This is a genomic window from Sphingobacteriaceae bacterium, assembly GCA_002319075.1.
Taxonomy (GTDB): domain Bacteria; phylum Bacteroidota; class Bacteroidia; order B-17B0; family Aurantibacillaceae; genus Aurantibacillus.
On record NVQB01000001.1, the window covers coordinates 4,786,969 to 4,800,900 of the forward strand.

The 13,932-nt window shown below is 37.6% G+C and carries 10 protein-coding genes; 3 read left to right on the plus strand and 7 right to left on the minus strand.

What is annotated here, in order from left to right; translation table 11 throughout:
* Positions 1-34: 34 nt before the first annotated feature.
* Positions 35-1,435, plus strand: a complete 1,401-nt coding sequence (locus CNR22_20700) for a hypothetical protein (GenBank protein ID PBQ34094.1) — start codon at positions 35-37, stop codon at positions 1,433-1,435.
* Positions 1,436-1,614: 179 nt separating this feature from the next.
* The gene (locus CNR22_20705; protein PBQ34095.1) at positions 1,615-2,646 is read left to right on the plus strand and encodes a hypothetical protein; all 1,032 of its coding nucleotides are present in this window, start codon (positions 1,615-1,617) and stop codon (positions 2,644-2,646) included.
* On the opposite strand, the gene CNR22_20710 is transcribed toward CNR22_20705, so the two are convergent.
* From CNR22_20710 to CNR22_20730, 5 genes are all read right to left on the minus strand, one after another.
* Positions 2,647-3,882: a hypothetical protein gene (locus CNR22_20710; GenBank protein ID PBQ34096.1), complete on the minus strand. Its 1,236-nt coding sequence runs from the start codon at positions 3,880-3,882 to the stop codon at positions 2,647-2,649.
* Positions 3,883-4,389, minus strand: a complete 507-nt coding sequence (locus CNR22_20715; protein ID PBQ34097.1) for a phosphoribosyltransferase — start codon at positions 4,387-4,389, stop codon at positions 3,883-3,885.
* A gap of 109 nt (positions 4,390-4,498) precedes the next feature.
* Positions 4,499-5,449 (minus strand): hypothetical protein, encoded by a 951-nt coding sequence (locus CNR22_20720; protein ID PBQ34098.1) that lies wholly within the window; start codon positions 5,447-5,449, stop codon positions 4,499-4,501.
* Positions 5,450-5,453: 4 nt separating this feature from the next.
* Positions 5,454-6,335 carry a 4-hydroxy-tetrahydrodipicolinate synthase gene (locus tag CNR22_20725; GenBank protein PBQ34099.1) on the minus strand — a complete coding sequence of 294 codons (882 nt, stop codon included), beginning with the start codon at positions 6,333-6,335 and terminating at the stop codon, positions 5,454-5,456.
* A 51-nt stretch (positions 6,336-6,386) separates the two neighbouring features.
* The gene (locus tag CNR22_20730; protein PBQ34100.1) at positions 6,387-7,604 is read right to left on the minus strand and encodes an L-2-hydroxyglutarate oxidase; all 1,218 of its coding nucleotides are present in this window, start codon (positions 7,602-7,604) and stop codon (positions 6,387-6,389) included.
* 221 nt (positions 7,605-7,825) lie between these two features.
* Here CNR22_20730 and CNR22_20735 point away from each other — a divergent pair, with 221 nt between their 5' ends.
* Positions 7,826-8,431: a 2-hydroxyhepta-2,4-diene-1,7-dioate isomerase gene (locus CNR22_20735; protein ID PBQ34101.1), complete on the plus strand. Its 606-nt coding sequence runs from the start codon at positions 7,826-7,828 to the stop codon at positions 8,429-8,431.
* An 89-nt stretch (positions 8,432-8,520) separates the two neighbouring features.
* Here CNR22_20735 and CNR22_20740 read toward each other — a convergent pair whose 3' ends face one another.
* Both CNR22_20740 and rpoC read right to left on the minus strand, forming a co-directional pair.
* Complete coding sequence (locus tag CNR22_20740; GenBank protein ID PBQ34102.1) at positions 8,521-9,399, minus strand: alpha/beta hydrolase; 879 nt, start codon at positions 9,397-9,399, stop codon at positions 8,521-8,523.
* Positions 9,400-9,518: 119 nt separating this feature from the next.
* Positions 9,519-13,817 carry a DNA-directed RNA polymerase subunit beta' gene (gene rpoC, locus CNR22_20745; GenBank protein PBQ34103.1) on the minus strand — a complete coding sequence of 1,433 codons (4,299 nt, stop codon included), beginning with the start codon at positions 13,815-13,817 and terminating at the stop codon, positions 9,519-9,521.
* Positions 13,818-13,932: the final 115 nt, after the last annotated feature.

Below are 13,932 nucleotides of genomic sequence, written 5' to 3' on the forward strand. Positions count from 1 at the left end.
CAGGCATTTAAAAGCATATCTATTTCCTTTATTGATGTTGGCCTATATTTTAGGTGATGCCTACATCATGGTATACAAAAGGGGTTATTTTTATCCTTATAATTTGCTGCCTGTTGCATGTTTTATTATTTACACGGCGATTTTTCATCTGCAAAATCTTGTTTTGTTTTTGGCCTTCTTTACTCCATTGGCTGTGTCCTTAAAGGAGCTCGGACTAACAGAGGGACCCGATCTCAGTCTTCCCACAGAACCGGTTATGTTTGGTATCATGCTTTTATATGTCATGATCCATTTTCAAAAGACGGTAACAGATAAAAAATTTCTGAATCATCCTCTGAGTATTTTAATTTTCGTTCAGTTACTCTGGATGTTTTTTACGACCTGCACAAGCACTGAGTTTGTAATATCACTTAAGTATCTGATCTCCCGTTTGTGGTTCATCTTCAGTGGGTACATCATCATTCCGCACCTGTTTCAAAACAGGAAGAACATGATCAACTTCATCCTTGTTTATTCTTTGGCTCTACTGATTGTTGTTTGCTATACAACAGTTTCACATGCCCGTTTTAATTTTGACGAAAAAATCGCTGACTGGATAGTTTCTCCTTTCTATAACGATCATACTGCTTACGGCGCAGCATTGGCCATGTTTATCCCGGTAATGGTTTCTTTTTGGTTTTTAAAATCTATTTCAAAGAGGGTTAAATTAATTTCCATCGGATTGTTCTTTATGTTTATGCTGGCGATAATTCTTTCCTTTGCCCGCGCAGGGTGGGGTAGTCTGGCCCTCGCCCTTTCCATTTATATTACCCTCTTTTTTAGAATTAAATTCAAAACTTTATTCGTTACTTTCTTTTCCTTATTGGGATTGTTTCTCATTTTTCAAACAGAGATTCTGATGGTACTGAGCAGAAACGACCAGGACGCTAAAGGTGGCTTTGGAAATAATATTCAATCTATGTCCAACATCTCAACCGACGCTTCCAATCTTGAACGTTTGAACCGCTGGAGCTGTGCTATTCGTATGTGGGAAGATAAACCCGTTTTAGGTTGGGGACCCGGAACTTACATGTTTAAATACGCACCTTACCAATTAAGCAGGGAGCTTACCATCATCAGTACAAACTTCGGTACTAACGGTAATGCGCATAGCGAATACCTCGGTCCTCTTGCAGAGCAGGGTCTGATGGGATTGATTATCGTCGTCATCATTCTCCTATATACAACTTCATTGGGATACAGACTCGTCTATTCCCTCGAAGACCGGGATGACCGAATTCTCTGCACGGGAATATTTTTGGGTATCATGACTTATTTTGTACACGGTTTCATCAATAATTTTCTCGATACTGATAAGCTTTCTCTGCCTTTCTGGGCCTTTGCTGCTGCTTTGGTGTGCTTTGATATTTATTATCCTAAAAAGAAAAAGGTTTAACCCGATCCTTTTCATTTCTGCCTCTTTTTCAAAAACAAGCAAAACCTTTATCCAGTTTCTTCGTATATGCTTCCGAAAAGGGCAATGCCACTAAAAGGAATTTTGTGCTAGTCAATTTTACATTATTTAAACTTTACATAAGAAAAGCTTCAAGATCAAACAATAATTTTACAGCACACATGTTGAGGTTTTTTACTATTTGTTTTTTATGTGTTTGCCTCGCTTTTAAGGCGAACGCTCAATGCAATGTTACAGTTTCTTCCACCGATGGTTACAATGTAAATGTCCGTGTCGCCTTGGTTTCAGTTATTCCCAGTAGCAATTCATGTCCCTGGGGTTACAATTACAATCTGGTAGTAACTTACACTGTAGCATTTACCGGTTCAAACATTCCAGGTTCTTTATATACCTTACAAGGTAATTTTACCTGCAACGGTCAAAATCTTTTTTTTGATTTACCAAACAATGCCGCAACAGGGTCATACACCACGGGTACAAATCCCTATATCGCTTCCGATGGTAATAATATTTATACGACTCATCCAAGTTGCACCGCGGCAAATCCTTCTAATTTAAATTGCGGTACAATTACCGTAGACATTAATGGTCCCGGCATCAATAATCAGACTGTTAACTGTAACTCTTCGGTAGTTCCTCTGCCAATAGGTCTGGCTTATTTTTCGGGAGCTTATACCAAAACCGGAATTATATTAAGCTGGCAGACACAAACGGAAACAGAAAATTCTTTTTTTACTGTTGAAAAAAGCGAAGATGGTATCGAATGGGTTCCATTAACAAATATTCCCGGAGCAGGTAACAGCCAGGTTTCAAAACAGTATTCTTTCCTGGATGCAAAGCCTTACGCAGGGATAAATTATTACCGTTTAAAACAGACAGATATCGATCAGAAATTTTCTTATTCTTCTGTAATCGCGGTCATGAATGCTTCAGAAAAGATCTCTTGCAGCAAGATCTGGCCAAATCCTGCTTCTTCAGATGTAAATTTTGAAATAACCAGCCCTTCTAATGGGAATGCCACCTATGAAATTATCAATGAAATCGGATCCATTGCAAACAACGGTGCTCTAGCGTACTTTACCGGAAAAAATGAAATGAAAATTTCTACTGAAAATTTGCCTGCAGGATATTATGTTTTGAGACTCGCTTTTCCAGGCGAGCTTAAGGTGCATTATAAACTTGTGAAAATCTGATTAGAAATTAAGATCGCTTACTTTCAAAGTTAGCAAAGCGATATCATCTGGAAATTCATTCTCTCCTTTAAATTCTTCTGCAAAATACAGCAGAGCCTCGTTTAAAAACTCAGGACCCGACTTATTATTTTTTGCAATAATTTCTTTCAGAGCTTCAACGCTCACCGAGTCATCTTCCATGTTCGAGGTGTCTGTAAGTCCATCGGTGTAACAAACCAGGGTAAATTCAGAAGTGTAATTAAACGTCTCCACATTAATCTGTGCGAGATTTTCGCTGATACCTAAAAGAGTGCACCCTTTACTTAATTCCTGGAATTTATTTTCGTAATAAAAAATAGGAGGGTTATGTCCCGCATTAATATAACTGAATTGCTGGCTCTTGGTATTAAGCTTAGCAAGGAAGAGAGATACAAATTTTTCGGACTTGGTGTTATCGATAACACGTTTATTTAATTCAAGAACAATGTCCTTTAAATTATGCGTGTAATTTATAAGGCTGTGAAGAGTAGCCTGCATATTACTCATAAGTAAGGCAGCTGCCACACCCTTGCCACTCACATCAGCCATACAGAAAATAAATTCGTGATTATTAAGTTTTATAAAATCATAATAATCTCCTCCAACTTGTTGATGCGGTAAGTATTTTGCTGCTACCTGGAATGCTTCAGTATTAGGCAATTCGCGCGGAAAGAGCATTTGCTGCATGCTTTGCGCTAACTCCAACTCCTTTTTTATAGTTGCTCTCTGAATATTTTCTTTGTAAAGTTTTTTATTTTCTATAGCAACAATTATAATATTGGTCAGCGTTTGAACATAAGGTAAATGTTTAATTGCAGCGCTGAGTTCAAGTTTTTCCTGGTTTACATCTCCTAATAAAACGAAAGCAAGCGGCGTGTGTTTGTGAAAAACCGGAATGACAATTTCAAAACTTTTACTTAATAAGCCTTTACTGAATGTAATTGTTTCAATCTCATGTATGGCTAAAAGTTCTTCTTCAAAAACGGTATTTGTAAATTCTTTACCCATCCCATATTTCAAAATACATTTCCACTCATTGTCGAAATGAAATAGAATTAATTTTCCCACACCTAAGCGGTTCTCTAGTATTTCCTGGTAAAGATCAAGAAGCTGGGCCGTCGAAAAATTATTATTGATCGCTTTGGTAACTTCAAGTAAAGCATTCAGCTTTAGATCCTGGATGCGTTTTTGTTTAGATATTTTTGCGTTTTCAGCCACTTAAATAAGATATACTGCTTCTTTATTCTTCTTCGAAAAATCTGCTTCTATGTGTTCTTGCAAAGTCGTACTTAAAGTCAATCCAACGTAATCGGCCTTAACCGGAAAACGTGTATGACTCCTGTCTACAAGAATTACAGTATTCAGCTTCTTTACCGGCTTATCGAGAAATAATTTTACAGCGTACATAAGTGTCTTCCCACTGTTCAACACATCGTCTACAAGAACAATTGTTTTATTTACAAATTCCTTTTCGGTGAAATCTACTTCCGGTTCACCTTCCCAGGGTTTGTCTTTGTTAACTTTTATTTTTCCAAGCGTTATTTTAAGTGGAGAAATCTCTTTTAATTTTTCACTGATCTGTTGAGCTACCTTATAGCCGTTACCATCAATACCTACCACCAAAATCTCTTTCTCGGTAAAGTTATTTTCATATACCTCAAAAGCCAATCGGTTAAGTTTTTGTTTTATCTGTAAGGTGTCTAGTATTTTTACTTTTTCACTCATGTTGTTTTCTGATAAAAGATCTTGCAAAGCGCCCGCAGATCAACTCTAAAATTAAATCACTTTGAGTAAAAATAATCAAAAGCTGTGATAAACAATCAACAATTAAAGGTTAATTCTTTAAAAAGGATATGACTGCTTTATTAAGTTTTTTTGCGCACCTAAAATGAGTGTCGTGTTTTGCTTTTTTGTAAATGATTAACCTGGTTGTGCCCGGATAAGAAGCGTGTAATTTTTCTCCTACGTAAACAGGCACCACACCGTCTTTTTTGCCCCAAATCAATAGAGTAGGGGTCTTGTCTAAATTGTAGTTGTAGTTTTGATAAGCACTTTGATGACTGCTTAAATAACTTAATTGTAATTGGCGCGATTTTAAGGTCGGACTAAAATAGTGTGCAATCAGTTTCCTCTTTAATTTACGCGTGGCCGGATATTTTTTTGATAGAACAGCTTTTTGCATAGCGCTGAAATCGGATAGAGTTTGCGGAACAATAATACTGGTCATGCTTTCAACGCCCGCTATCTTTGCCAAACTGTCAGCCATTTCAATAGAGAAAAATTTTACGGGCCCATCAATAATAACAAGTTTATTTACTTCGCCTGGATAAATCTCATTGTACATGGCTGTAGTCAGTCCTCCATAACTAAAGCCCATCACCGATATCTTTTCCTTGGAAATTATTTTTCTTATAGCCTCATGAATTTGTTCTACCTGGAATTCGACAGAATAATTAGTTTCTTTTGCCCTACTTTTTCCAAAATATACCAGGTCTGGCATAAGTAAATTATAATAGCGTGATAAGTAAGCTACCTGCTTGAACCAATTAGTTTTTGCGTCCACACCCATACCATGAAGCAGGAGTAGATAGGGTTTTTTAGGGTCGTTAGAATAATTAATGTGAATAAAAGCCTGTTGTGTTTCAATGATAGTATCGTGATGCAGATACTTCTGAATTTTTTTGGTAACCGCTCTTTCCTGAAGCTTAAAGATTCGCGGAGTATTATTTTGCGCACTTAAAACTATACCTGTAATGAAACAAAAGTATAAGAAATAAGTGCGCATAACCTTAGTATTTTTTAATCAGTTGAGCTAATGTTTGTTTCACTTTATCATTTGGCTCACACAAAGGAAGACGAACGTAAGGATCACATTTTTTCAATAAACTCAAAGCGTATTTTATTCCACCCGGATTTCCATCTGCAAATAATTGATCCGTAATATCAACTAAGCCGTAGTGTAATTTTTGCGCTTCTGTAAATTTTTGCTGTAAAGATAAACGAACCATCTCGCTGTAGTCTTTCGGGAAAGCATTGGCAACTACAGAAATTACACCATCTCCACCTGCTGCAATAATTGGTAAAGTCAGGTTATCGTCACCGCTGATCACCATAAAGTCTTTCGGTTTATTTTTGATGATCTTCATAATCTGCTCCATATTGCCGCTGGCTTCTTTGGTTGCAATAATATTTTTAAAATCTTTTGCGATTCTAACCTGCGTTTCCCAGGTCACATTGCTTCCGGTACGTCCGGGTACGTTATACAAAATAATATCTTTTTTAGTAGCCTTTGAAAGTGCTTTATAATGTTGGTAGTACCCTTCCTGGTTGGGTTTGTTGTAATAGGGCGCCACAGATAAAATGGCTTCAAATGATTTTAAATCCGTTTTATCAAAATTATCAAGAACATCCTGCGTATTGTTTCCGCCAATGCCCAATACCAAAGGTAATTTGTTACTATTCGCTTTTATAACCGTTTCTATAACGAGCTTCTTTTCATCCTTGCTGAGCGTCACGCTTTCTCCGGTTGTACCCAGCACTACGATATATTCTACTTTACCTGCATGTAAATGTTTTACAACAGAAGTTAATCCTTTTGTATCTACATTACCTTTTTTGTCAAACGGAGTCACTATCGCTACTCCCGTTCCTCTTAAATTTTTATTGCTCATTGATATTATAAATCTGTTTATTCCTTTGTGAAAATTGGTGTAATTAGTGTCTTATTTCAGGTTGAAAAACTCCGTAGCCTGCATCGCTATCTCATTTCCGTAAGCCAGACTTGCAGTAGCCGCCGGACTAGGACTGTTGATCACATGCATGGCATTTCCATTTTTTTCAATTTTAAAGTCGTCCAGCATTTCTCCCTCAGGTCCTAAGGCCATAGCTCTTATTCCGCAACGGGCAGGAACGATGTCATCCATTTGTAGATCCGGAATTAATTTACGTAAACGGTTTAAGAAATAAGTTTTACTAAATGCTCCGCGGTATTCATCCAAACCGAATTGCCAGTGTTTACCGAAAAATTTCCAGGTGCCTTTATAAGAAAAAGCATCCATCGTGTCTTTCATGCTGAATGCTGTTTTAGTGTAACCTTCACGATCAAATACAAATACAGCATTCGGACCACACTCTGTACCACCTTTAATCATACGTGTAAAATGGACACCTAAGAAGGGGAATTTAGGATTGGGCACCGGGTAAATAAGATTTTTTACCTTACTTAATCCTTTTTCACTTAGATCATAGTAGTCTCCTCTGAAACCTACAATCGCAGAGTCTGTTTTAGTACCTTCTTTTTTGGTTAGACGGTCAGCTTGTAAACCTCCGGTAGTAATAATATAGTTTCCTGTAAATTTTCCTTTCTCTGTAACAACAACTGTGTTGTTTGTGTTTTTTTCAAATCCGGTAACTTTATGCGAAGTTAAAACCTTGCTGCCAGTATTTTTTGCATGAATTAATTCTACATATTTTTTAGCCACATCGGTATAATCAATAATACCGGTACATCCCACCCATAAACCCGAAATACCTTCGCAATGAGGTTCAATTTCTTTTATTCGTTTAGAGTCAATGATCTCAATATCTTCTACGCCATTAGCAACGCCATTATTATAAACCTTGGTCATGTGAGCCAACTCGCTTTGTTCGGTAGCAACAATTATTTTCCCGCAAATGTCATGTTGAATTTTATAATCTTTTGCAAACTGCACCAATTCACGTCGGCCGGAAACACAATTAATTGCTTTATAAGATCCTGGTTTATAATAAATGCCACTGTGAATCACACCACTATTATGACCCGTTTGATGCATGGCAACTTCCTTCTCTTTTTCAAGGACAAGAATTTTTTTATTAGGATGTTGCAACGTTAATTTATATGCCGTAGCAAGGCCAACAATGCCTCCGCCTACGATAATGATGTCGAAATTATTTTCCATAAATGTTGAGCAAATGTACCAAATTATCACTGGATTTTGCTTTATATTTACAGCACTTTAATACGACATTTACAACTCTTGACCATGCGTGATAACAAGGAGATCCTATTTTAAGCAAAGCTTCAAATACTATGTGTATCTTTCTGCGCAACGCATTTTTCTATGCCTCCTATGTCTCTATGTGTTTTAAATTTATCACGATAATATTTAAATAGTTAATAATGAAAATAATCTGCATCGGCCGCAATTACGCTGAACACGCCAAAGAACTTAAAAACGAACTTCCAACGGAACCTGTTTTCTTTATGAAACCAGACACCGCGCTGTTAAAGGAAGAAGACTTTTATTTGCCAGATTTTACAAATGACCTGCACCATGAAATTGAGTTGGTTATTAAGATCAGCAAAGCCGGAAAACACATTGAAGAGCAATTTGCACATAAGTACTACAATGAAATTGGTATTGGAATAGATTTCACCGCTCGTGATTTGCAAACCAAAGCCAAAGAAAAAGGACTCCCGTGGGAAAAAGCAAAGGCCTTTGATAACAGCGCTCCTATTGGAAAATTTATAGATAAAGGAAAATTGAATCTTGAAAATATTAATTTTGAATTGAAAGTTAATGGGCAATCAAAACAAATTGGCCATTCTAAAGACCTCATTTTTTCTTTCGATAAAGTTATTAGTTATGTTTCTAAATTTATAACTCTAAAAGTAGGCGATCTTATTTACACGGGCACTCCTGAAGGGGTAGGGCAGGTGAAGATCGGCGACAAACTGGAAGGGTTTTTAGAGGGTGAGAGTTTTTTAAAATTACAGGTAAAATAAAATCAGCATGTTCGCATTTTGTTTTGATCAAGAGCTGATAAAAAAAAGTCCCTGAAACATGAATTCAGGGACTTTTTTTCACTGGTCCATCAGGAGTGGGAGCCATTCATGGCTGTTGGCTTATCATCAGATACCGACGTTCCTGCGCCACTTATAAACGAAAAGAGATCCTGATTTAAACGTTCTTTCTCTGTTACAAATAAACCATGCGGAGCTCCTTCATAAACTTTCAGCGTAGAATTTTTTATTAATTCCGCAGCTTTTTTTCCGGAAGTTTCAAACGGAACCGTTTTATCATCGTCTCCATGAATAATCAGCGTAGGGACAGTGATAGCTGAACAATCTTTTCTGAAATCAGTTTCTGAAAACGCACGCATACATCCTAAAGTAGAGAGTTGTGTTGCTTGTAAAGTGAGTCCCTGTGCCCATTGCAGCAAATCATCACTTACCGGGTGACTAACAAGATTTACGCCAAAAAACTGTTTTCCAAAATTGCTTAAAAAAGCCGGACGATCCGTCTTGATAGTTTTTTCAAACTCATCAAACATCTCTTTGGGCGCTCCATCCGAATTATCATTGGTCTTTAACATAAAAGGAGTTACTGCCGAAACAAGGACAATTTTACTCACTTTCCCCGAACCGTGATTTGTTAAGTAACGCACAACTTCCCCGCCACCCATAGAAAAGCCGACAAGAGTAACATCACTTAAATTTAAATGATCGATTAAAGATTTAAGATCCGAAGCCAAAGTATTATAGTCGTAACCATCAAATGGTTTTTCTGACATTCCGAAACCTCTGCGGTCATAAGCAATACAACGAAAGTTTTTTGAAAGTTCGCCTAACTGGTATTCCCACATGCAACTGTTGGACGGCCACCCATGAATAAAAATAACGGGTTTTCCTTTACCAAGATCCTGGTAATATAATTCTACAGGAGTTTCTCCTTGTGTTTTAACATATGGCATAGTTTTAATTTTTATAATTCACTTAAGAACATAAAAATCTAATGCCATCCCATTATAAAAACAAAAAACCCCGACATTTCTGACGGGGCCTTTTATTCAAAATTTAGAATTTAAGATTTTTACAAAGCTTCTTCGCCAACTTCTTGTTTCGAAGCCATTAAACGTTCGTATTCTTCTTTGCTTCCTACTACTAGTTTTTCGTACTGACGTAAACCTGTACCTGCAGGAATTAAATGTCCAACAATTACGTTTTCTTTTAATCCTAATAAAGTATCTACTTTACCATTTACAGCAGCTTCGTTTAACACCTTCGTAGTTTCCTGGAAGGAAGCAGCAGAGATCCAGCTATTGGTTTGTAACGACGCACGTGTAATACCTTGAAGAATTGGATTTGCAGTTGCAGGAACCGCATCACGAGCTTCAATTAATTTTTTATCCTTACGACGTAACACAGAATTCTCATCACGTAACTTACGTGCAGTGATGATTTGACCGCGTTTCATTTCAGGACTATCACCTGGTTCGATAACAACCTTTTTACCAAAGATCTCGTCATTTTGAGTCATAAAGTCTCCTTTATTGATCAGTTGTTGTTCTAAGAACATAGTATCACCTGGATCAACAATTTCAACCTTACGCATCATTTGACGCACGATAGTTTCAAAGTGTTTATCATTCAGTTTTTGACCTTGTAAACGGTACACCTCCTGAATTTCATTCACCAAATATTCTTGTACAGCTGTTGGCCCTTTGATAGCTAATATGTCACCAGGACTCACAGCACCATCAGATAAAGCATCACCCGCTTTTACGAAGTCATTTTCCTGAACCAGGATATGTTTACTTAAGTTCACTAAATAACGACGTTGTTCGCCTGTTTTTGCTTCCACAACAACCTCACGGTTACCACGTTTAATTTTACCAAAAGTAACAATACCGTCAATTTCAGAAACCACGGCAGGGTTACTAGGATTACGAGCTTCAAATAACTCGGTTACACGAGGTAAACCACCGGTGATATCACCCGTTTTACCTGTAACACGAGGAATCTTAACTAAGATTTGTCCTGGTTCAATTTTCGCAGCTTCGTTCACAATAATGTGAGCGCTAACCGGAATGTTATATGATTTTAAAGATTCACCTTTTTTATCCACGATACGAATCAATGGACTCATTGTTTTATCTCTACTTTCAATAATTACTTTTTCACGGAAACCTGTTTGCTCATCGCTTTCTTCACGGAATGTAATGTTTTCTTTGATGTGCTCAAATTCAACACTTCCCCCGAATTCTGAAACGATAACAGCGTTATACGGATCCCAATCACAAATTAATTCTCCTTTTTTCACTTTAGCACCTGGCTTAACGTATAGGCTAGAACCATAAGGAACGTTACCAGTGGTTAAAGTGATACCAGTGTTAGCGTCAACAATACGCATTTCAGTAGAACGTCCGATAACGATGTTAGATTTAACTCCTTCAGCATTTAAACGCTCAACGGTACGTAATTCGTCAATTTCAAGAATACCATCATGTTTAGCAATTAATGCGCTTGATGCAGCAGTATTCGATGCAGTACCACCCACGTGGAAAGTACGTAACGTTAACTGTGTACCTGGCTCACCGATCGACTGTGCAGCAATTACACCTACAGCTTCTCCTAACTGAACTAAACGTCCGTTAGATAAGTTACGGCCATAACATTTTGCACAAACACCTGAACGTGATTCGCAGGTTAATACCGAACGAATATCTACGTTTTCAATTGGTGATTTATCAATAGCAATTGCAATGTCTTCAGTAATTACTTCTCCACCTGAGATGATCAAATCACCTGTAGTTGGATGGTAAATATCACTTACAGTGGTACGTCCTAAAATACGATCGTATAAAGCTTCAACAACATCATCATTATTTTTTAAAGCTGACATGCTTAATCCACGAAGGGTTCCGCAATCTGCTTCATTAATAATAACGTCTTGTGCCACGTCAACTAAACGACGGGTTAAGTAACCAGCATCCGCTGTTTTTAAAGCCGTATCCGCAAGTCCTTTACGGGCACCGTGAGTTGAAATAAAGTATTCTAAGATCGATAAACCTTCACGGAAGTTAGATAATACCGGATTCTCAATAATGGAAGTCGTAGTATCACCTGCTTTTTGAGGCTTAGCCATCAAACCGCGCATCCCGCTTAACTGTTTAATTTGTTCTTTAGATCCACGAGCACCTGAATCAAGCATCATAAACACCGGGTTGAAGCCCTGGCGATCTGTGCTTAAGTTATCAAGTACTTTTTTAGTCACCTTAGAGTTGGTATGCGTCCAGATGTCAATAACCTGGTTGTAACGCTCATTGTTGGTGATAAAGCCCATGTTGTAGTTATTAATAACTTCATCCACCTGACCTTGTGCTTCGTTAATGATGGTCATTTTTTCAACCGGCGTTTGAATATCGCCTAAGTTAAATGATAATCCACCTTTGAAAGCCGTACGGAAACCTAATTCTTTAATATCATCAAGGAACTTAGCGGTCTTAGCCATACCTGTTTTCTTAACGATCATCCCGATAATATCACGTAGTGATTTTTTCGTCAATAATTCGTTAATGTAACCTACTTCATGAGGCACAACCATGTTGAATAACACGCGTCCTGCAGTAGTATCAATTACCTTGGTAACTAATTTATCTCCTTCTAATGCGTTGGTGATTTTGATTTTAATTTGTGCATGTAAATCAACTGCTTTTTCATTCGTAGCAATTACAACTTCTTCTGCATTATAAAATACTTTTCCTTCGCCTTTTACAACATCGTTAGGTAAGTTACGTTTCGATTTAGTTAAGTAGTATAAACCGAGCACCATATCCTGAGATGGAACCGCTACCGGCGCACCATTCGATGGATTTAAGATGTTGTGTGACGCTAACATTAAGATCTGAGCTTCAAGGATAGCTGCATGTCCCAATGGAACGTGCACAGCCATTTGATCCCCGTCAAAATCGGCGTTAAACGCTGTACAAACCAATGGATGTAACTGAATAGCTTTTCCTTCAATTAATTTTGGTTGGAAAGCCTGGATACCTAATCTGTGCAATGTCGGGGCACGGTTTAACATAACCGGGTGACCTTTTAATGCGTTCTCTAGGATATCCCAAACAATTGGTTCTTTTTTATCTACAATTTTTTTAGCAGATTTAACCGTCTTAACAATACCACGTTCAATCATCTTACGGATGATAAATGGTTTGAATAATTCAGCTGCCATTTCTTTTGGCAATCCGCACTCGTGTAATTTTAATTCAGGCCCTACAACAATTACCGAACGAGCCGAATAATCCACACGTTTTCCTAATAAATTCTGACGGAAACGGCCTTGTTTACCTTTTAAGGAATCAGATAATGATTTTAAAGGACGGTTGCTGTCAGTTTTTACAGCATTAGATTTACGTGAGTTATCAAATAATGAATCTACTGATTCTTGTAACATACGTTTTTCGTTACGTAAGATTACATCAGGAGCTTTAATTTCAATTAAACGTTTTAAACGGTTGTTACGAATAATAACACGACGGTATAAGTCATTTAAATCGGAAGTAGCAAAACGGCCGCCATCCAATGGAACTAAAGGACGTAACTCTGGTGGAATTACCGGTACAACTTTAACGATCATCCATTCAGGACGGTTAACTACGTTTTGATTAGCCTGGCGGAAAGCCTCGATAACCTGTAAACGTTTTAACGCTTCGTTTTTACGTTGTTGAGATGTTTCAGTGTTTGCTTTGTGACGAAGATCATAAGATAATTCATCCAAGTTCAAACGCGATAACAAATCTGCAATAGATTCAGCGCCCATTTTAGCGATAAATTTATTAGGATCTGTATCGTCTAATAAAGCATTTTCTTTTGGTAAGGTATCAACAACATTTAAATATTCTTCTTCAGTTAAGAAGTCGAGGTAGCTGATGCCATTTTCCATGGCAGCTCCTGCATTAATTACTACGTAACGTTCGTAGTAAATGATCATGTCTAATTTTTTGGTAGGTAGTCCTAACAAGTAACCAATTTTATTTGGTAACGAACGGAAATACCAGATGTGAGCAACAGGCACAACTAAGTTGATGTGACCCATACGTTCACGACGTACTTTTTTCTCAGTAACTTCAACACCACAACGGTCGCAAACAATCCCTTTGTAACGGATACGTTTGTACTTACCGCAATGGCACTCATAATCCTTCACCGGGCCAAAAATACGTTCGCAAAACAACCCGTCTCTTTCGGGCTTGTATGTCCTGTAATTAATGGTTTCAGGTTTAAGAACCTCACCGCTTGAGCGACGCAGAATAGTTTCAGGAGAAGCTAAACTGATGGTGATTTTCGAAAAATTTGATTTTTGTTTGTTATCTCTTCTTAACGCCATGTTTTATTTTATGGTTTTCGTTTATGAATTTAATGACTTGCTCTTTTTTGTCATGTCGAGCCTAGTCGAGACATGTGCCCTTCAAACCCTCCCCGTTAAGGGGAGGGTTGAGTGG

What these genes read in the sequence shown, in the direction of transcription:
- CNR22_20720 (PBQ34098.1), bottom strand. Translation starts at nt 5,449, where the DNA reads ATGCGCACTTATTTCTTATACTTTTGTTTCATTACAGGTATAGTTTTA.
- CNR22_20725 (PBQ34099.1), bottom strand. Translation starts at nt 6,335, where the DNA reads ATGAGCAATAAAAATTTAAGAGGAACGGGAGTAGCGATAGTGACTCCG.
- CNR22_20730 (PBQ34100.1), bottom strand. Translation starts at nt 7,604, where the DNA reads ATGGAAAATAATTTCGACATCATTATCGTAGGCGGAGGCATTGTTGGC.
- rpoC (PBQ34103.1), bottom strand. Translation starts at nt 13,817, where the DNA reads ATGGCGTTAAGAAGAGATAACAAACAAAAATCAAATTTTTCGAAAATC.
- CNR22_20705 (PBQ34095.1), top strand. Translation starts at nt 1,615, where the DNA reads ATGTTGAGGTTTTTTACTATTTGTTTTTTATGTGTTTGCCTCGCTTTT.
- CNR22_20740 (PBQ34102.1), bottom strand. Translation starts at nt 9,399, where the DNA reads ATGCCATATGTTAAAACACAAGGAGAAACTCCTGTAGAATTATATTAC.
- CNR22_20735 (PBQ34101.1), top strand. Translation starts at nt 7,826, where the DNA reads ATGAAAATAATCTGCATCGGCCGCAATTACGCTGAACACGCCAAAGAA.
- CNR22_20715 (PBQ34097.1), bottom strand. Translation starts at nt 4,389, where the DNA reads ATGAGTGAAAAAGTAAAAATACTAGACACCTTACAGATAAAACAAAAA.
- CNR22_20700 (PBQ34094.1), top strand. Translation starts at nt 35, where the DNA reads ATGTTGGCCTATATTTTAGGTGATGCCTACATCATGGTATACAAAAGG.